The sequence below is a fragment of the Cronobacter universalis NCTC 9529 genome (assembly GCF_001277175.1).
Lineage (GTDB): Bacteria > Pseudomonadota > Gammaproteobacteria > Enterobacterales > Enterobacteriaceae > Cronobacter > Cronobacter universalis.
In genome coordinates, this window is record NZ_CP012257.1 from 129,645 (window position 1) to 147,223 (window position 17,579).

A 17,579-nucleotide genomic window follows, 5' to 3' on the forward strand; every position below is an offset into this window, starting at 1 on the left:
ACGGAAACACGTCTCTATGCGTTGTAGAGCGCGTGGTAGGGCGGGTAAGCGCACCCGCCATCGCCACTTACCCGTCACGACTCTCCCCGCCACCCTCACATCACCAACTTTTACGCCGCGTCATCCTGCTCAGGCTTCGCGCTGGCGGCGGGCAGATCGGCCAGAACCGACGTAAATTCCGGCGACGGCACCAGCGATTCGCGCGTGATCTCCTTAATTGACTTCGCACCGGTCAGCGTCATTGCCACCCGCATCTCCTTCTCAATTAAATTCAGCAGGTTCGCCACGCCTTTCTCGCCGTGGGTCGCGAGCGCGTAAAGGTACGCGCGGCCCAGCAGCACGCTGTCGGCGCCGAGCGCAATCATACGCACCACATCCAGCCCGTTGCGGAGGCCGCTGTCGGCGAGAATGGTGATGTCGCCCTTCACCGCATCGGCGATGGCGGGCAGCGCGCGGGCTGACGAGAGCACGCCGTCAAGCTGGCGGCCGCCGTGGTTGGAGACCACAATCCCGTCGGCGCCGAAGCGCACCGCGTCGCGGGCGTCTTCCGGGTCGAGGATACCTTTGATCACCATCGGGCCGTCCCAGAATTCGCGGATCCACTCCAGGTCTTTCCACGAGATAGACGGGTCGAAATTGTTCGCCAGCCAGCCGATGTAATCCTCAAGCCCGGTCGGCTTGCCAAGGTAGGCGGAAATATTGCCGAGATCGTGCGGGCGGCCATTCAGGCCCACGTCCCACGCCCACTGCGGATGCGTCACCGCCTGCCAGTAGCGGCGCATGGCGGCGTTGGCGCCGCTCATGCCGGAGTGGGCGTCGCGGTAGCGCGCGCCGGGCGTGGGCATATCAACGGTAAACACCAGCGTTGAGCAGCCCGCCGCTTTGGCGCGCTCCAGCGCGTTACGCATAAACCCGCGGTCGCGCAGCACATAGAGCTGGAACCACATCGGACGGTTCATCACTGGCGCGACTTCTTCAATCGGGCAGACGGATACCGTCGAGAGCGTAAACGGAATGCCTTTCGCCGAGGCCGCGCGCGCCGCCTGAACTTCGCCGCGACGCGCGTACATGCCGCACAACCCGACCGGCCCCAGCGCGACCGGCATCGAGAGCGTTTCGTTAAACAGCGTCGTCTCAAGGCTCAAATCCGACATATTTTTCAGCACGCGCTGGCGCAGCGCCACCTGCGAGAGATCGTCCACGTTGCGCTTAAGGGTATATTCCGCGTAGGCCCCGCCGTCGATGTAGTGAAACAGAAACGGCGGCAGGATACGCTGCGCCGCTGCGCGATAGTCGCTGGCTGCGGAAATAATCATTCTTTATTCTCCCTGGAAGGTTGCATTACGTCGTCGGGCAGGCGGGTGACACGCGCCTGGCGGGCGACATCTTCATCAAGCTGTTTAATCGTGGAGTGGACAAAGCCGAGGTGGCGCAGCGTCGCGTTGCGCGCCCGTTCGGCATCGCCGGTTTCTATCGCCTCCAGCATCTCGCGGTGCTGGCCTGTGAGCTGCGCGAAAATCGGCTGCTGCTGATACATCCGCTGGCGGCTCTCCATCACCGACGACTGCAGCAGATCGAAAAAACCGCGCATGGTCTGGAGCAGCACCACGTTATGCGACGCCTCGGCAATCGCCAGGTGAAAGCGCACGTCGGCCTGCGAGGCGAGATCCGGGTCGTCGCGCTCGGTAAACTGCAACATCGCGTCGAAGCAGTAGCGCAGCTTTTCTTTATCCTGCGCGGTGGCGCGCAGCGCCGCATACCACGCGGTGCTGGCCTCAATGGCGTGGCGCGCTTCTAAAATGTCGTAGCGATAACCCGGATCGTCCGCCATCAGGTTACGAATGGGCTGGACGATGCGCTGTTCCGACCACGGCTCCAGCTGATAGCGCACAAAGGTGCCGCCGCCGCGACGGCTTATCAGCAGCCCGTCGCGAATCAAAATCTGCAACGCTTCGCGCAGCGAATTGCGCGAGACGCCAAGCTCCTGCGCGAGCTGTCGCTCCGACGGCAGTCGCATTCCGGCTTCCAGCCCGCGCTCGGTAATGAGCGCACGAATGCGCTCCACCAGATGGTCGGCCAGTCGCCGGGTCATCAATGTCATGGGATCATCCAGGTAAAGTAGTAAGCCTGAAGCAGCGTGATAAGCCCCACCATGCAGGTGAACGCCAGGCTGTGCTTCACGGTAAAGCGGAAAAGATCGGACTCTTTGCCCACCAGCCCCACCGCCGCGCAGGCGATAGCGATAGACTGCGGCGAAATCATCTTGCCGGTCACGCCGCCGGTAGTGTTCGCCGCCACCATCAGAATGTCCGAGACGCCGGTCTGCTGCGCCGCCGTGGCCTGGAGCGCCGCGAACAGCGCGTTCGACGAGGTATCCGAGCCGGTCAGGAACACGCCAAGCCAGCCGAGGAACGGCGAGAAGAACGGAAACGCGCTGCTGGTGTGCGCGAGCGCGAGCGCCAGCGTCGAGGAGAGCCCGGAGTAGTTAGAGATAAACGCGAACGCCAGCACCATGCCGATGGAGTAAATCGGCAGCGCCAGCTCTTTCATCGTCTGACCGAAGGTTTCCACGGCGGCTTTCGGCTTCATGCGCAGCCAGATAATCGAAATGATAGCCGCCACGAAAATCGCGGTGCCGGTGGCGGAGAGCCAGTCGAATTTGTAGACCGCCGCGTAGGAGGTGGCCTTTGCGACGACCGGCGGCATGCGGGCCACCAGGCCATCCAGGAACGGCACAGAGACGTTAAACACCAGATCTGAGAGCGGGCCGCCTTTGGCGAACAGCGCTTTAAACGGCGGAATGCTCCAGAGCGTCACCGTGGCGGTCAGGAACAGGAACGGCGTCCAGGCGCGCACCACCTGGCCTGCGGTGTAGTTCTTGCGCGCCAGCGTCTGATCGACCACCGAGGCGCCCATATCGCCGAAGCGGAAAATACGCACCGGCTGCCAGCGTTTGAGAAACAGCGTCAGGCAGACCAGCGACACCAGCGAGGAGATAATGTCCGGCAGCTCCGGCCCGATAAAGTTCGAGCTTAAATACTGGGCGATGGCGAACGAGCCGCCGGCCACCAGCACCGCGGGCCAGGTCTCTTTAATGCCGCGCAAGCCGTCCATAATCGCCATGATCCAGAACAGTACGATAATGGTCAGGAACGGCAACTGACGGCCCACCATCTGACCAATCTGGAAGCTGTCGAGGCCGGTCACCTGGCCTGCCACCAGAATCGGAATGCCCATCGCGCCAAACGCCACCGGCGCGGTATTCACAATCAGGCACAGCCCGGCGGCGTACAGCGGGTTAAAGCCAAGCCCCACCAGCAACGCGGCGGTGATCGCCACCGGCGCGCCAAAGCCTGCGGCCCCTTCCAGAAACGCCCCGAAGGAGAAACCGACAATCAGCATTTGCAGACGCTGGTCCGGCGTGATGGAGAGAATCGACGAACGGATGATGTCGAACTGCCCGGTTTTCACCGAAATTTTATAAACGAACACCGCAGCGATGATAATCCACGCGATAGGCCACAGGCCGTAGAAGAAGCCGTAAATCACGGACGCGAACGCGCGTTCCGCCGGCATCTTGTAGAAAAAGAGCGCCACCAGCAGCGCGATGACGACGGTAATGGTCGCCGCCAGATAGCCTTTCAGCTTGAGCTTAATCAGCGCGAAAAAGAAAAACAGGATCGGCAAAGCGGCAATCAGGCTTGATAGCCAGATATTCCCTGCCGGGTCGTAATTCTGCTGCCAGAGGTGCATAGCGAATCTCCTGCGGGCCTTCATTCGTGCCGGAAGTCTGTGCTTCTGTTAGCGCGGATTTGTAAAAGTGGCCCAACCAATGTGTTGTTGTAGGGTGAATGACAACAAAAGGTTAACCATTTGTTAGGTGTCGGCAACACGCTGGTTACGCTTTTTTGGGGTTTTGTGAGTGGGCGGTAAGTTTGCGGGGGAATTGGTAGGGCCAATTCAGGGGATGCCTGGCGAGTCAGCGTAACTCCCTCTTCGAAACGAGAAATCGTGGAAGGCATCTCGCAATACCCGCACATAAAACATTTCGCTTTCGTTTACAGCAGTAAAATCATTGCTGATTCCATGGGCAGGAAGCCCGGAAGGTATAACAGAGAATGATGCCGGAGAACGACCCTATGCACGGATGCGCGTCATGTTTGAATTAATTTTTCATCCGGGCGCGGCGGAAGAGCTTTACGCGCTTGATCCTCTCATACAGGCGAAGGTATTGAGAGGGCTGGAAAAGCTTGAACGAGAAGGCTTCCGGCTGCGTTATCCAGACACTCGTGTGCTGACCAGGGGCTTGTACGAACTGCGGGTTGGCGGTAAAGATATCGCACGCACGTTTTTTGCTTTCGCGGTGGGGCAGCGCATTTTTATTTTGCGTACTTTTATAAAAAAGACGCAAAAAACGCCGCAGTGTGAAATCGAAATTGCACTCAAACGATTAGAGGAGCTCAGCCATGTCGGTTAAAGGAGTCACCTTTGCGCAGGTGAAAGCCTGCGCCTTAGGAAACGCGGCGGTTCAGGCAGCTTACGAGCAGCAAATACGGGAAGAGGAACTCAGCGCCCTGCTTATTGCAATGTGTACGCAGGCAGGCCTCACAAAAAACAACGTGGCTGAAAAAAACGGGAGTATCACGGCCAGAAGCCAGCCAACTGGAAAATAATGCCCTGGGCGCCAGCGCCGACAAGCTTCAAAGCTATGCGCAGGCCTGCGGCGTTACGTTAAAACTCTCTCTCGGTTAAATACGGCCGCCAGACGACGGCCCGCCACGCTTAAAACTCGCTTTTTGCAAAGCCTGTCATCTCTTTCAGGCCCATTTCACGACCCAGCGCGGTCATCGGGTGAACGACCACCAGCCCGCGCACGCTTTTCTTCAGCTTGCCCATATCGGCCTGCTCTTTTTTGGTGATAGGGCGTTTAAACGGCATCGCCATCAGCTTCTGCGCTTCTTTGCTGAGCTTATCGGTACGCACATCTTTCAGGCGCGCGATTTCCGCTTCCAGCGTGGCGATCTCCTGCTCCAGCTCCGCGTATTTATCGGCAGCTTCCGTCAGGGAAACGGCGGCCTGCTGGTGACGTACGGCATCAAGGCGGTCGCTCAGGCGTTTAATTTCAGCTTTTTCGATCTCTTTCATTCACACAAACCATCAGAAAAGGGGGGTATTGCTGCAAAGGATACACTAATTGCGGGGGACGAATGAAAAAAGCGGGAAAAGTCTCCCGCCCGAAGGCGGGAGAAAAGGGGGGATACCAATGAGGTTAACGCTTACTCTTTGTCGTGCTCTTCCCAGGCCATGGCGCGTTTGACCGCCTTGCGCCAGCCTTCGTAGCGGTAGTTACGCTCGGTGGTTTCAATACCCGGGCGGAATTCACGCTCAATCACCGCTTTTTCCTGGAGTTCATCCAGGTTCTGCCAGTAACCCACCGCAAGGCCAGCCAGATAGGCCGCGCCCAGCGCGGTGACTTCACGCACTTCCGGGCGCTCCACGCGAGTGCCGAGAATGTCAGACTGGAACTGCATCAGGAAGTTGTTCGCCACGGCGCCGCCGTCCACGCGCAGCGCGTGCAGACGAATACCGGAATCCGCCTGCATCGCTTCCAGCACGTCGCGGGTCTGGTAGGCGATGGATTCCAGCGTCGCGCGAATAATATGGTTCGAGTTCACGCCGCGGGTGAGGCCGAAAATCGCGCCGCGGGCATACGGGTCCCAGTAGGGCGCGCCGAGGCCGGTAAACGCCGGTACCACATAGACGCCGTTGGTGTCTTTCACTTTGGTCGCGAAATATTCGGAGTCAAACGCGTCGCTGATAAGCTTCATCTCGTCGCGCAGCCACTGGATTGACGCGCCCGCCATAAACACCGCGCCTTCCAGCGCATAGTTCACTTCACCGCGCGGGCCGCAGGCGATGGTGGTCAGCAGGCCGTGGGTGGAGGCCACCGCTTTTTCGCCGGTGTTCATCAGCATAAAGCAGCCGGTGCCGTAGGTGTTTTTCGCCATCCCTTCTTTCACGCAGAGCTGGCCAAACAGCGCCGCCTGCTGGTCGCCTGCGATGCCGGCGATAGGAATACGGGTACCGCCTTTACCGCCGATGTTGGTCTGGCCGTACACTTCAGACGACTTACGCACCTGTGGCAGCATGGCGCGCGGAATATCCAGCGCCTCCAGCATTCTGTCATCCCAGTCAAGCTCGTGGATGTTGAACAGCATGGTGCGCGAGGCGTTGGTGTAGTCGGTGACATGCACGCGGCCCTGGGTCATTTTCCAGATAAGCCAGGTATCGACGGTGCCGAACAGCAGTTCGCCGCGCTTCGCGCGCTCGCGGGCGCCGTCGACGTGGTCGAGGATCCACTTCACTTTGGTGCCGGAGAAGTACGGATCGATTACGAGGCCCGTCGCCTGGCGTACGTAATCTTCCATGCCGTCGCGTTTCAGCTTCTCGCAAATCTCGGAGGTACGGCGGCACTGCCAGACAATCGCGTTATGAATCGGTTTGCCGGTTTCGCGCTCCCAGACCACCGCGGTTTCGCGCTGGTTGGTAATGCCGATAGCGGCAATTTGATCCGAACTGATATCCGCTTTCGCGAGGGCTTCCACCAGCGTGGAGCTCTGGGAGGCCCAGATTTCCATCGGGTCGTGTTCTACCCAGCCTGGACGGGGATAGATCTGTTCAAATTCACGCTGGGAGACGCTGACGATGTTGGCGTCATGATCCAGCACGACGGCGCGGGAACTGGTTGTACCCTGGTCGAGCGCAACGATATATTTTTTTTCTGTAGTCATCATTTTTATCCCGTAAATCGGTTACAGCGAAGCTTTCTGTTGTGCGCTGGTGGCAGAAGGTTTATCCGCTTCTGGCTCGCAGGCATCGCACGGTAAATGGCGGCCAATCAGTTTGCGGTAGCCAAACGCGCCAAGCGCCGCGCCGACGACCGGGCCCAGGGCCGGCACCAGGAAGTAAGGAATATCACGCCCGCCGGTAAAGGCCACGTTACCCCAGCCTGCGAGCCACGCGAACGCCTTCGGTCCTAAATCGCGCGCCGGGTTCATGGCGAAGCCGGTCAGCGGGCCCATTGACGCGCCGATAACCGCAATCAGCAGGCCAATCAGCAGCGGCGCCAGAGGGCCGCGCGGAATGCCGTTGCCGTCGTCGGTCAGCGCCAGGATAACGCCCATCAGAATGGCGGTAATGATCATTTCAACCGCAAACGCCTGAACCAGGTTGATGTGCGGGTTTGGATAGGTGGAGAAAATACCGGCCAGATCGAGACTTTCGACGCTGCCGCGAACCATGTGGTGAGTCTGTTCGTAATCGAGGAAAAGATTGTAGTAAAGCCCGTAAACTAACGCCGCTGCGCAAAAGGCGCCGGCAAACTGAGAAATAATAAAAGGTACCACTTTGCGCCCGTCGAAACAGGCAAACAGCCACAACGCGATGGTTACCGCCGGGTTAAGATGCGCGCCGGAAACGCCTGCGGTCAGGTAGATGGCCATCGCCACGCCCAGACCCCAGATGATGCTGATTTCCCACTGACCGAAACTGGCTCCTGCCACTTTCAGCGCCGCCACGCAGCCCACGCCAAAGAAAATCAACAACCCGGTACCGAGGAATTCGGCGATGCACTCGCCTTTTAAGGTTGATGTTTGACTCATAATCGGGTCCTGAAGGCTAATTGATGATTATTGTAAGCGTGATGTCGAAGACGACCACGATGTCATGTAGACATGGTGTTAACTTATCGTTAACGAACAAAAACGAGAAATATCGAAATTAAAATGTGTGTGTCACGTCAAGAAAATGAGCGTTTTCGCGCTCATTGGCGTGTTTTTCGGACAAGGTGAAGTGAGAGCTGAATCATTTCATTAACGCATATGTTAACAATTTACCCTGGCGTGTCGCGAATACACTCGGTTTAGACTGAAAAAGCGCGCAAACCGCAATCCGTGCGGGTTGTCGCTGGACAGGGGCACAAGGGCTTCATACAATCGGGACTAGTGTTGTGCGCACAGATTAATTTAAGGCGTCGCCGGGCACCGGGACGAGGATAGTTATCCATCAACGCCTTGCAATTCAGGAGAGGTAGGACGATGTCATTTGAAGTGTTTGAGAAACTGGAAGCCAAAGTACAGCAGGCTGTTGATACTATCACCCTGCTGCAGATGGAAATCGAAGAGCTGAAAGACAAGAACAATCAACTTGCTCAGGAAGTTCAGAACGCCCAGGGCAGCCGCGAAGCGCTGGAGCACGAAAACCACCAGCTGCGCGAACAGCAGCATGTCTGGCAGGAACGCCTGCAGGCGCTGCTGGGAAAAATGGAAGAAGTGTGATTACCGCACTTTGAACCAAAAAGAACGGGCGCTCAGGGCGCCCGTTTTTGTTACTCGATATCCAGCGGATCTTCAGAAAGGATAATACCGGTATTGTCGGCGTAGAGATGGTCGCCGGAGAAGAAGGTCACGCCGCCGAAGTTAACGCGCACGTCGCTTTCGCCGATGCCTTCGCCCGCAGCGCCCACCGGGATCGCCGCCAGCGCCTGGATGCCGACATCCAGCTCCGCCAGATCGTCCACCTGACGCACCGCGCCGTAGACGACAACTCCTTCCCATTCATTCTGCACCGCAAGGCGCGCCAGTTCCGCATCGATCAGGGCGCGGCGTACCGAACCGCCGCCATCTACCAGTAAAACGCGTCCGCGGCCATTTTCTTCGAGCAGCTCATACAGCAACCCGTTGTCCTCGAAACATTTCACCGTGATGATTTGCCCGCCAAAAGAAGAGCGACCGCCGAAGTTGGAGAACAGAGGCTCCACAACGTTGACCTCTTCCTGGTAGATGTCACAAAGCTCAGAAGTATCGTATTTCATAGGTTTAACGTTCAGTTGCTGCAAGAGCTGTCAGTATATCGCTTAACGCGCGCTGTTGGCAAAATCATCAATTGTTAATTGATGCGGGTCAGTTAACGCAGAGGCTGGCTGACGATAAGCCCGATGATAAACAGCAGATTCACCAGCAGCGCCGCTTTGACCGTGCGCTCAAGCATCGGGCGCATCGCCGCAGGCTCGGTTTCGCGCAGCACAAAACGCGCCTGGCGCGCCAGCAGCGGCGTGGCGAGCAGAAACAGCCAGCCCCAGGGACTGTGCAGCCACAGCAGATTAAACGCCGCGAGGCAGCCCAGCGCGCCGACTAACAGCCCCACATGGTAACGGCGGGCGACGACGGGGCCGAGGCGCACCGCCAGCGTGTTCTTGCCGTTGCGGCGATCGCTGTCGATATCGCGCAGGTTATTGATATTGAGCACTGCCGCGGCCAGTAATCCGCAGGCGGTCGCGGGCAGCCAGACCGGCGCGATCAGCGTATGGGCCTGGAGATACCAGCTGCCGAGCACGCTCAGCCAGCCGAAGAAAACCAGCACGGAGATATCGCCAAGGCCCATATAACCGTAAGGGCGCGTGCCGACGGTGTAGGTAATGGCGGCGAGGATAGAGAGCGCGCCGAGCGCCAGGAACCCGAGCACATCCGCCATGCTGCGGCAGGCGACATACACCAGCGCCAGCCCGGAGATACAAATCAGCGCCACGGTGAGCTGAATGGCGTGCTTCATCTGCGGCGCGGTGATGGCCCCTTTTTGCATACCGCGCAGCGGGCCGAGGCGGTCCGGCTGATCGCTGCCTTTGACGGCGTCGCCATAATCGTTGGCAAGGTTGGACAGAATTTGCAGCAGCCCGGCGGTCAGCAGCGCCAGCAGCGTAATCACGGGATCGAAATAGCCCTGCCAGGCTGCGAGCGCGCTGCCGACGAGAATAGCGGAAAACGCCAGCGGCAGCGTGCGCGGACGCAGGCTTTCAAGCCAGGCCTGGGTACGGCTTAACGATGGTGTGGATGTATTCATAAACGGATCTGAGCCAATAAAAATGAGGGCTCGCCTGCCGGATGAAGCTGCGGATGGCTGGCGTCGCCTGAATCACCCGGCGCGCGAACGCCGGGAACAGACTTGCCGCCTTACCGCACCTCACCCCGGCAGAGCAAAAGCCCTCACCAAAAGTGATGAAAATGCGTTGAGCGCGATTATAAGATAAAACGGCTCAGATCTTCATCTGCGACCAGCGCATCCAGGTGTTTGCTCACATAATCCGCGTCGATAGTAATCGTCTGACCGCCCAGATCGCTCGCGTCATAGGAGATATCTTCCATCAGGCGCTCCAGCACCGTGTGCAGACGGCGCGCGCCGATGTTTTCCGTGGTTTCGTTCACCTGCCACGCCGCCTGGGCGATACGCTTGATGCCGTCGTCGGTGAACTCGATATTCACGCCTTCGGTTTCCATCAGCGCTTTGTACTGGACGGTGACAGAGGCGTTCGGCTCGGTCAGGATGCGCTCGAAATCGTCAGCGGTGAGCGCCTGCAGCTCAACGCGGATCGGCAGACGACCCTGAAGTTCCGGGATCAGATCGGACGGGCTCGCCACCTGGAACGCGCCGGAGGCGATAAACAGAATGTGGTCGGTTTTCACCATGCCGTGTTTGGTGGAGACGGTGCAGCCTTCCACCAGCGGCAGCAGGTCGCGCTGTACGCCTTCACGGGAGACATCCGGGCCGGAAACGTTGCCGCCGCGCTTACAGATTTTATCGATTTCGTCGATGAACACGATGCCGTGTTGCTCAACGGCTTCGATAGCCTGTTCTTTCAGCTCTTCCGGATTCACCAGCTTGGCGGCTTCTTCTTCCACCAGCAGTTTCATCGCGTCTTTGATTTTCAGCTTGCGCGGTTTTTGCTTCTGGCCGCCCAGGTTCTGGAACATGGACTGCAGCTGGCTGGTCATCTCTTCCATGCCCGGAGGCGCCATGATTTCGACGCCCATCGGCGCCGCGGCCAGATTGATTTCAATCTCTTTGTCGTCGAGCTCGCCTTCGCGCAGTTTTTTGCGGAACGCCTGACGCGCGGCGGACGGCTCCTGCTGCTGTTCCGGCTGGCCCCAGTTGTTTTTGGCCGGCGGGATCAGCACGTCGAGAATGCGCTCTTCGGCCATCTCTTCGGCGCGGTAGCGGTTTTTCTCAATTGACTGCATACGCACCATTTTAATGGCGGAATCGGTCAGATCGCGGATGATGGAATCCACTTCTTTACCGACATAACCCACTTCAGTGAATTTGGTCGCTTCCACTTTGATGAACGGCGCGTTGGCGAGCTTCGCCAGACGACGGGCAATTTCGGTTTTACCGACGCCGGTCGGGCCGATCATCAGGATGTTTTTCGGGGTCACTTCATGGCGCAGCTCTTCGTTAAGCTGCATACGGCGCCAGCGGTTACGCAGCGCGATAGCGACAGAACGCTTCGCCGCGTCCTGACCGATAATGTGTTTGTCGAGTTCGCTGACAATCTCGCGTGGGGTCATTTCAGACATGTAGGGTCCTTACGCTTTGGAGTTCAATTCTTCGATGGTGAGGAAGTGGTTGGTGTAGATGCAGATATCGCCCGCAATCCCCAGCGACTTCTCGACGATGTCACGAGCGCCAAGCTCGGTATTTTCCAGCAGCGCGCGTGCCGCAGCCTGCGCGTAAGGCCCGCCGGAACCAATGGCGATCAGATCGTTTTCCGGCTGCACGACGTCGCCGTTGCCGGTAATAATCAGCGAGGCGTTTTCGTCGGCAACCGCCAGCAGGGCTTCAAGACGGCGCAGCATACGGTCGGTACGCCAGTCTTTCGCCAGTTCCACGGCGGCTTTCACCAGATGGCCCTGGTGCATTTCCAGTTTGCGTTCAAAGAGTTCAAAGAGGGTAAAGGCGTCGGCGGTGCCGCCGGCAAAGCCCGCGATAACTTTATCGTTATACAGACGGCGGACTTTTTTCACGTTGCCTTTCATTACGGTGTTGCCCAGGGTGGCCTGGCCGTCGCCACCGATCACTACATGGCCGTTGCGGCGCACACTTACTATTGTTGTCACGAGCAAACCCCTTATTGCATAAGCTGAAGACAGCGCCCTGCGGGTGATGCAGGGCAGAATGCAATTATAGATGGGGGATGTTTTGGGGGTTTCAACCCCCGGAGGCGAGACGAATGCAGTTTGAGTGACCCGCCATCTTCAGGCGGTTGAGCGTACCGTCGGCATTGTCTTTGCCTTTAATCGGGCCAATCACCACGCGGTTCCAGCCATTGTTGGACGTAATGCGTGAGTCAAACCCTTCAAACGCCAGCTGGGCGCGCACGGTTTCCGCCTGCTCGGTGCCTTTAAACGAACCGCACTGCACCATCCAGCGGCGATCGTCTTTCTTCTCGGCCGGTTTCGCGGCTTCCGTCTCACGCGTCACCGGCGCGGTTTGCGCAGGCTTGCTCTGGGCGGTTTCACGCTGCGTAGTGGTATGCGGCGGCGTCTGGAGCAGATCCTGATACGGCGCGCTGTTCGCCTGCGGCTGACGCGGCGGTTGCGCAGGCGTCGTGGTGCGCGCGGGCTGCTGCGTCTGCACGGTGCGGGTCTGCGGCTGCTGATAACGCGTTTCTGCGCGCGGGGCTTCCGTGCGCGGCGCGGTGCGTACCGGCTGTTGCGCCGTGTTATTCCACTGCTGCATCTGCTGTTGCTGCTGAAGCTGCTTCTGGCGTTGCAGCGTCTGCTGGCGCTGCGCCGGGGTCTGTTCGTTCCACGGCACTTCATTAAGCTGCGTCGGCTGCTGGCGCATATCCGCCTGCATCTGATCGAGCAACTGACGCTGTTCGTTGGTCAGTTGATCCTGATTCATGATTTCGCCGCCGGCGGAAGGCTCGGTCGGCTTCAGCACGCCAGGCTGGCGGCTCTCCAGCTCTTTAATATAGCGCCAGCGCTCTTCAGGCTTAGGCGGCAGACCATTGCCCGTGACTTTATGGCCCGGCAGGGTTTCCGACTCTTCTTTCTTGTGATGCGTAATAAAGTACAGACCGCCAATAAAGGCGACCAGCGCCGCCGCTGCGATAGCGACCATCGCCGGTGAAACAGCAGGCAGGTTACGTTGCTTTTTGCGGGGACTGGTTTTCTTGCGCCGCGCGGGCGTCGGCTGTCCGCGGCGTACATAATCTCGTTGTGCCACTATCGTTTCGCTGTATCCATTCGTTATCAGCCCGCCATGTTACTTAAGGGACGGGCCTTTGACCAGATAAGGAGTCTTAAAGGCGGTTAATTTCGCGGCTTCGGCGCGCGCGTGGTGCCGCGCAGCACCAGCTCGCAGTCCAGCAGACGCGAGCCGCTGCTGACGGTATGTCCATTGAGCTGGCTGAGCAGTAACAGCATGGCTTCGCGGCCGATATCAAAACGCGGCTGGGCCACGGTGGTGAGCGGCGGATCGCAAAACTCCGCTAACGCAATGTTATCAAAGCCGATGATGGAGAGATCGTCCGGCACGCGGAAGCCGCGGCGTTTCGCCATCGACAGCGCGCCGAGCGCCATCACGTCGCTGTGGCAGAAAATCGCCGTCGGCGGCTGCGGCAGGCTTAACAGCTGTTCCAGCGCCTGCGCGCCCGCTTCATAGGTGAAATCGCCGCGGGCGATATAATGCGGGTCTACCGTCATGCCGCTGCGGCGCAGCGCCTGAACATAGCCCTGCAGGCGGTAGTGGCACAGCGGCATCTCTTCCGGCCCGGCGATACAGGCGATACGCTGATGGCCCAGCTCGTGGAGATAGTTCACGGCGTTGAAGGCGGCGGTAAGGTTGTCGATATGCACCGTCGGCAACTCCAGCTCCGGCGCGAATTCGTTCGCCATTACCATCGGCGGCAGATTGCGCTGCTCTTCTTTGCTGGCGTCGAACGGCAGACGCGAGCCCAGCAGCAGCATGCCGTCTATCTGTTTGGTGATGATGAGATCGATGAAGGTTTTTTCCTGCTGGTTCTGGTGCGCGCAGTCGCCAATCAGCACCAGATACCCCTGGTCCGCCGCGGTAACTTCAATACCACGAATGATTTCGCTGAAAAACGGATCGCAGATGTCCGGGACAATCACCAGAATGGTGCGCGATTCGTTGCGCTTCAGGTTACGGTTGAGCGATCCGGGCAGATAACCCACGTCAATGGCGGCCTGCTCCACGCGGTTGCGGGTGGCCTGTGAGACTTTCTCGGGGTTCATTAACGCACGGGATACCGTCGCGGTAGAGACCCTGGCGCGAACGGCGACATCTTTCATGGTTGCGGCGGCAACCTGCTTTTTGGACTTCACTTCATCTCCTCGTAGCGGTCCGCGGGCGCAGACTCGTCCTGTAATCTGACACGCCTCACATTCTTAGCAGATATTGGGCGCGCCAGTTACAAAAATTACATCGGAGATGTGACGGATATTAAATTTTACGATCCGTTTCGCAGAAGCGGGGCGCGGTTCAGCCTTCGGTCGGGTCGACGTCGAGCGTCCATTTCACTTTACGGGCGGCGGGAAGCGTGCCCACCAGCGGCAGGCTGCCCGCGACAATTCGTTGCAACTGTAAGCGCGACGGGTGTTGCAGCAGCAACTGCCAGCGATAGCGTCCGCCGCGTTTGGGCTGCAGCGCAGGCACCGGGCCGAGCAGCCAGAGTTTTTGATCGGCAAGCGGGCTGGCCTGAAGCAGATTGCGCAGCTGCTGGAGAAACGCTGGCGCGTCCTGGTTATGGTGATCTTCCGCGCGAATCAAAATATGGCTGCTGTAGGGCGGAAGCGAGACGCTGCCGCGCTCGGCGAGCGCCTGATCGGCAAATGCGTCATAACCCTGATGCAGCAGCGTCTGTAACAGCGGATGTTCCGGGTGGTGCGTCTGGAGCACCACTTCGCCCTGTTTACCTGCGCGTCCGGCGCGACCCGCCACCTGCGTGTAGAGCTGGGCGAAACGCTCCGCCGAGCGGAAATCGGCGCAGAACAGCGCGCCGTCGACATCCAGCAGTGCCACCAGCGTGACATCGGGGAAGTGATGGCCTTTGGCCAGCATCTGGGTGCCGATAAGAATGCGCGCGCCGCCGCGGTGAACTTCCGCCAGTTGCTCTTCGAGCGCGCCCTTACGGCTGGTCGTGTCGCGGTCGATACGCGACAGCGGCACGCCGGGGAATAACGGCGCCAGGCTCTGTTCCAGCTGTTCGGTGCCAAGCCCCACCGGCACCAGATGCGTGGAGCCGCACTGCGGGCACTGGCGCGGCACGGGTCGCTGACTGTCGCAATGGTGGCAGCGCAGCTGATGCTGTGACTGATGCAGCGTGTAGTAGTGATCGCAGCGCGGGCATTCGGCTATCCAGCCGCAGTCGTGGCAGAGCAGCGCGGGCGCGAAGCCGCGGCGGTTAAGAAACAGAATCACCTGGTTATCCGCCTGCAAATGCTGACGCATCCGGGCGACCAGCGCAGGCGCGAGGCCCGCCTGGAGCGGCTGGCCTTTCAGATCCAGTACATGCTGCTGCGCCGGGCGCGCGTTGCCCGCGCGGTGCGTCAGCTTCAGCACGCGGTATTTACGCTGGCGCACGTTGTGCAGCGTCTCCAGCGCCGGCGTCGCGGAGCCTAAAATAATCGGGATCTGCTCGCTGTGCGCCCGGTAGACCGCCAGATCGCGCGCGTGATAGCGCCAGCCTTCCTGCTGTTTATAAGAGCTGTCGTGCTCTTCATCGATAACGATCACCCCGAGGTTTTTAAAGGGCGTGAACAGCGCCGAGCGCGTGCCGATGACAATCGCCGCCTCGCCGCTTTTGGCTTTCAGCCAGGCCGCCAGCCGCTCGCTGTCGTTCAGCGCCGAGTGCAGCACCTCGACGGGCGCGTTGAAACGCTCGCGAAAGCGGGCGATGGTCTGGGGTGTGAGGCCGATTTCCGGCACCAGCACCAGCGCCTGTTTGCCCTGCGCGAGCGTGTTTTCGAGCACGCTTAAATAGACTTCGGTTTTCCCGGAGCCGGTCACGCCCGCCAGCAGCCAGGCGCAGAAGTTATCGGCTTCGCCGCGAATGGCGCCCACCGCCGTCGCCTGCTCGGTATTGAGCCGCAGCCTGTCGCCGGATACCGAAAACTGACCGCGCCAGTCGGCGACCGGCGGCAGCTCGCTGCCAAGCTCGCACAGCCCTTTGGCGCGCAGCGCCTGAAGCGCGGCGTCGTTAAACGCCATCTGCGCCACTTCATGCCGCCAGAGCCTGCCCTGGCGCAGCGCCGCCAGCGCCTGCTGCTGCTTTGGCGAACGCTTGAGGCTGTTGAGATCGACCGCCTGGCCCTCTTCGGTGGCGAACCAGTACCAGAGCGGCGCATGGCTGGCGGGTTTGCCCTGGCGCAACAGCACCGGCAGCGCGTGGAAGAGTACTTCGCCAATCGGGTGATGATAATAATCGGCCGCCCACAGCAGCATACGCCAGAGCACAGGCGGGTAGAGCGATTCGCTGTCCAGCACCTCCACCACGCTTTTTAGCTCATCAAGCGGCAGCTCGCTCTCATCGCCAACTGCCACGACCACGCCGACGCGCTGCTGGCGGCCGAACGGCACGCGCACGCGACAGCCCGCCGCCGCCGTCATGGCATCGGGCAGCAGATAGTCAAAGGTGCGGGCAAGCGGAACGGGCAGAGCGACGCGGGCGACAGGCATGAAGGCATCCGGGCTGAGAAAAGGAGCGTGATAGTGTACACTGTGTGTTCATCAATTTGCGGATCAGTTTGCATGGGGCGGTTATTTTCTGTATGATTCTCCGCCTTTGATGCCCTTTAAAAGTATCAAACCGACTTTATCAACATCGCGTGGTGTCTGGCGTAAGGGCTGGAAGAGCGACGCGGCCTTAACTGAGGTTTCCCATGAAAAAAGATATTCACCCGAAATATGTTGAAATCACCGCTACCTGCTCCTGCGGTAACGTGATCAAAACTCGCTCCACCGTTGGCCACGACCTGAACCTGGACGTGTGCGGCAACTGCCACCCGTTCTTCACTGGTAAACAGCGTGTTGTTGATACCGGTGGTCGTGTTGAGCGTTTCAACAAACGCTTCAGCATCCCGGGCAGCAAATAAGTTTCCCGAAAAAAGGCGCCAGACGGCGCCTTTTTTGTTGCTCTCGAGCATAAAACAAAGGCGCCGGTGGGCGCCTTTGTCGTTGATGCGAATCAGTATTCCCAGGTATCCGGGTCGATACCCATTTCACGCATGATTACCTTGGCCTCTTCCGGGATCTCATCGCTGCGCTCTTTACGCAGGTCATCGTCGTCCGGCAAGGGCTGGCCGGTAAAGGCGTGAAGGAAAGCCTCGCACAGCAGCTCGCTGTTGGTGGCATGGCGCAGGTTATTCACCTGACGACGGGTGCGTTCATCGGTGAGGATTTTTAACACCTTCAGAGGAATGGAAACCGTAATTTTTTTGACCTGTTCACTCTTCTTGCCGTGCTCAGCGTAGGGGCTGATATATTCGCCGTTCCATTCAGCCATGAGATACCTTTAATCCTCTCAGTCATTAGAAAAAGATTAAAACCGGATAGGTCTCACGGTCTTAACCCGATAGTCTGTTGTTCAGCAGCGTAGAATAATACCGTGACTTCCGTACCGATGCTGCATCACTACCCTATAAAACACATAATTTTAACGGCTAATCCTGTTTTGCTCAATCTATACGCAAAGAAGTTTAGATGTCCAGATGTATTGACGT

General features: G+C 59.0%; 18 protein-coding genes. 4 read left to right on the plus strand and 14 right to left on the minus strand.

Annotation, left to right across the window (positions count from 1 at the left end; genetic code table 11):
- Positions 1-110 precede the first annotated feature (110 nt).
- Genes lldD through lldP form a run of 3 tightly spaced genes read right to left on the minus strand, consistent with a single transcriptional unit; the run spans position 111 to position 3,753 of the window.
- Entirely contained in the window at positions 111-1,316 is a 1,206-nt protein-coding gene (gene lldD / locus AFK65_RS00595; protein ID WP_038858401.1) for an FMN-dependent L-lactate dehydrogenase LldD, read from the minus strand.
- Entirely contained in the window at positions 1,313-2,101 is a 789-nt protein-coding gene (gene lldR / locus AFK65_RS00600; protein ID WP_007704167.1) for a transcriptional regulator LldR, read from the minus strand. The genes lldD and lldR overlap by 4 nt, the downstream gene beginning before the upstream one ends.
- On the minus strand, positions 2,098-3,753 hold the full coding sequence (gene lldP, locus AFK65_RS00605; protein WP_007704170.1) for an L-lactate permease: 1,656 nt from the start codon (positions 3,751-3,753) through the stop codon (positions 2,098-2,100). The genes lldR and lldP overlap by 4 nt, the downstream gene beginning before the upstream one ends.
- A gap of 403 nt (positions 3,754-4,156) precedes the next feature.
- Between lldP and AFK65_RS00610 the strand changes: the two genes are divergently transcribed.
- Both AFK65_RS00610 and AFK65_RS00615 read left to right on the plus strand, forming a co-directional pair.
- Complete coding sequence (locus AFK65_RS00610; RefSeq protein ID WP_007704173.1) at positions 4,157-4,477, plus strand: type II toxin-antitoxin system RelE/ParE family toxin; 321 nt, start codon at positions 4,157-4,159, stop codon at positions 4,475-4,477.
- Positions 4,467-4,673 carry a hypothetical protein gene (locus tag AFK65_RS00615; protein WP_007704175.1) on the plus strand — a complete coding sequence of 69 codons (207 nt, stop codon included), beginning with the start codon at positions 4,467-4,469 and terminating at the stop codon, positions 4,671-4,673. The genes AFK65_RS00610 and AFK65_RS00615 overlap by 11 nt, the downstream gene beginning before the upstream one ends.
- A 109-nt stretch (positions 4,674-4,782) precedes the next feature.
- Here the strand turns inward: AFK65_RS00615 and AFK65_RS00620 are convergent, their stop codons facing one another.
- From AFK65_RS00620 to AFK65_RS00630, 3 genes are all read right to left on the minus strand, one after another.
- Positions 4,783-5,145, minus strand: coding sequence for a YibL family ribosome-associated protein (locus AFK65_RS00620; RefSeq protein WP_007704180.1), 363 nt, complete (start codon positions 5,143-5,145; stop codon positions 4,783-4,785).
- A 131-nt stretch (positions 5,146-5,276) separates the two neighbouring features.
- Positions 5,277-6,794 (minus strand): glycerol kinase GlpK, encoded by a 1,518-nt coding sequence (gene glpK / locus AFK65_RS00625; protein WP_007798050.1) that lies wholly within the window; start codon positions 6,792-6,794, stop codon positions 5,277-5,279.
- Positions 6,795-6,812: 18 nt separating this feature from the next.
- On the minus strand, positions 6,813-7,661 hold the full coding sequence (locus AFK65_RS00630) for an MIP/aquaporin family protein (RefSeq protein WP_007704192.1): 849 nt from the start codon (positions 7,659-7,661) through the stop codon (positions 6,813-6,815).
- Between the two features lie 435 nt (positions 7,662-8,096).
- Between AFK65_RS00630 and zapB the strand changes: the two genes are divergently transcribed.
- A complete protein-coding gene (gene zapB, locus AFK65_RS00635; RefSeq protein ID WP_007779254.1) occupies positions 8,097-8,336 on the plus strand; it encodes a septal ring assembly protein ZapB in 240 nt (79 codons plus the stop codon).
- A 50-nt stretch (positions 8,337-8,386) separates the two neighbouring features.
- Here the strand turns inward: zapB and rraA are convergent, their stop codons facing one another.
- The 7 genes from rraA to priA all read right to left on the minus strand — a co-directional run bounded on the left by rraA (position 8,387) and on the right by priA (position 16,536).
- Positions 8,387-8,872, minus strand: a complete 486-nt coding sequence (gene rraA / locus AFK65_RS00640) for a ribonuclease E activity regulator RraA (protein WP_007704196.1) — start codon at positions 8,870-8,872, stop codon at positions 8,387-8,389.
- A gap of 92 nt (positions 8,873-8,964) precedes the next feature.
- Positions 8,965-9,897: a 1,4-dihydroxy-2-naphthoate polyprenyltransferase gene (gene menA, locus AFK65_RS00645; protein WP_038858399.1), complete on the minus strand. Its 933-nt coding sequence runs from the start codon at positions 9,895-9,897 to the stop codon at positions 8,965-8,967.
- 176 nt (positions 9,898-10,073) lie between these two features.
- Entirely contained in the window at positions 10,074-11,408 is a 1,335-nt protein-coding gene (gene hslU / locus AFK65_RS00650) for an HslU--HslV peptidase ATPase subunit (RefSeq protein WP_007704204.1), read from the minus strand.
- A gap of 9 nt (positions 11,409-11,417) precedes the next feature.
- Entirely contained in the window at positions 11,418-11,948 is a 531-nt protein-coding gene (gene hslV / locus AFK65_RS00655; protein WP_007704206.1) for an ATP-dependent protease subunit HslV, read from the minus strand.
- 91 nt (positions 11,949-12,039) lie between these two features.
- Complete coding sequence (gene ftsN, locus AFK65_RS00660; RefSeq protein ID WP_007704207.1) at positions 12,040-13,062, minus strand: cell division protein FtsN; 1,023 nt, start codon at positions 13,060-13,062, stop codon at positions 12,040-12,042.
- An 86-nt stretch (positions 13,063-13,148) separates the two neighbouring features.
- On the minus strand, positions 13,149-14,183 hold the full coding sequence (gene cytR, locus AFK65_RS00665) for a DNA-binding transcriptional regulator CytR (RefSeq protein ID WP_007704209.1): 1,035 nt from the start codon (positions 14,181-14,183) through the stop codon (positions 13,149-13,151).
- Between the two features lie 157 nt (positions 14,184-14,340).
- Positions 14,341-16,536 (minus strand): primosomal protein N', encoded by a 2,196-nt coding sequence (gene priA / locus AFK65_RS00670; RefSeq protein ID WP_007704211.1) that lies wholly within the window; start codon positions 16,534-16,536, stop codon positions 14,341-14,343.
- Positions 16,537-16,739: 203 nt separating this feature from the next.
- On the opposite strand from priA, the gene rpmE reads away from it, so the two are divergent.
- The gene (rpmE, locus tag AFK65_RS00675) at positions 16,740-16,952 is read left to right on the plus strand and encodes a 50S ribosomal protein L31 (RefSeq protein ID WP_004385728.1); all 213 of its coding nucleotides are present in this window, start codon (positions 16,740-16,742) and stop codon (positions 16,950-16,952) included.
- A gap of 92 nt (positions 16,953-17,044) precedes the next feature.
- On the opposite strand, the gene metJ is transcribed toward rpmE, so the two are convergent.
- Positions 17,045-17,362 (minus strand): met regulon transcriptional regulator MetJ, encoded by a 318-nt coding sequence (metJ, locus tag AFK65_RS00680; RefSeq protein WP_004385727.1) that lies wholly within the window; start codon positions 17,360-17,362, stop codon positions 17,045-17,047.
- Positions 17,363-17,579: the final 217 nt, after the last annotated feature.

Coding starts and splice junctions, on each gene's coding strand:
- lldD (WP_038858401.1), bottom strand. CDS start 1,316: ATGATTATTTCCGCAGCCAGCGACTATCGCGCAGCGGCGCAGCGTATC.
- glpK (WP_007798050.1), bottom strand. CDS start 6,794: ATGATGACTACAGAAAAAAAATATATCGTTGCGCTCGACCAGGGTACA.
- lldR (WP_007704167.1), bottom strand. CDS start 2,101: ATGACATTGATGACCCGGCGACTGGCCGACCATCTGGTGGAGCGCATT.
- AFK65_RS00615 (WP_007704175.1), top strand. CDS start 4,467: ATGTCGGTTAAAGGAGTCACCTTTGCGCAGGTGAAAGCCTGCGCCTTA.
- priA (WP_007704211.1), bottom strand. CDS start 16,536: ATGCCTGTCGCCCGCGTCGCTCTGCCCGTTCCGCTTGCCCGCACCTTT.
- rraA (WP_007704196.1), bottom strand. CDS start 8,872: ATGAAATACGATACTTCTGAGCTTTGTGACATCTACCAGGAAGAGGTC.
- menA (WP_038858399.1), bottom strand. CDS start 9,897: ATGAATACATCCACACCATCGTTAAGCCGTACCCAGGCCTGGCTTGAA.
- hslU (WP_007704204.1), bottom strand. CDS start 11,408: ATGTCTGAAATGACCCCACGCGAGATTGTCAGCGAACTCGACAAACAC.
- lldP (WP_007704170.1), bottom strand. CDS start 3,753: ATGCACCTCTGGCAGCAGAATTACGACCCGGCAGGGAATATCTGGCTA.
- zapB (WP_007779254.1), top strand. CDS start 8,097: ATGTCATTTGAAGTGTTTGAGAAACTGGAAGCCAAAGTACAGCAGGCT.
- AFK65_RS00630 (WP_007704192.1), bottom strand. CDS start 7,661: ATGAGTCAAACATCAACCTTAAAAGGCGAGTGCATCGCCGAATTCCTC.
- rpmE (WP_004385728.1), top strand. CDS start 16,740: ATGAAAAAAGATATTCACCCGAAATATGTTGAAATCACCGCTACCTGC.
- AFK65_RS00620 (WP_007704180.1), bottom strand. CDS start 5,145: ATGAAAGAGATCGAAAAAGCTGAAATTAAACGCCTGAGCGACCGCCTT.
- AFK65_RS00610 (WP_007704173.1), top strand. CDS start 4,157: ATGTTTGAATTAATTTTTCATCCGGGCGCGGCGGAAGAGCTTTACGCG.
- metJ (WP_004385727.1), bottom strand. CDS start 17,362: ATGGCTGAATGGAACGGCGAATATATCAGCCCCTACGCTGAGCACGGC.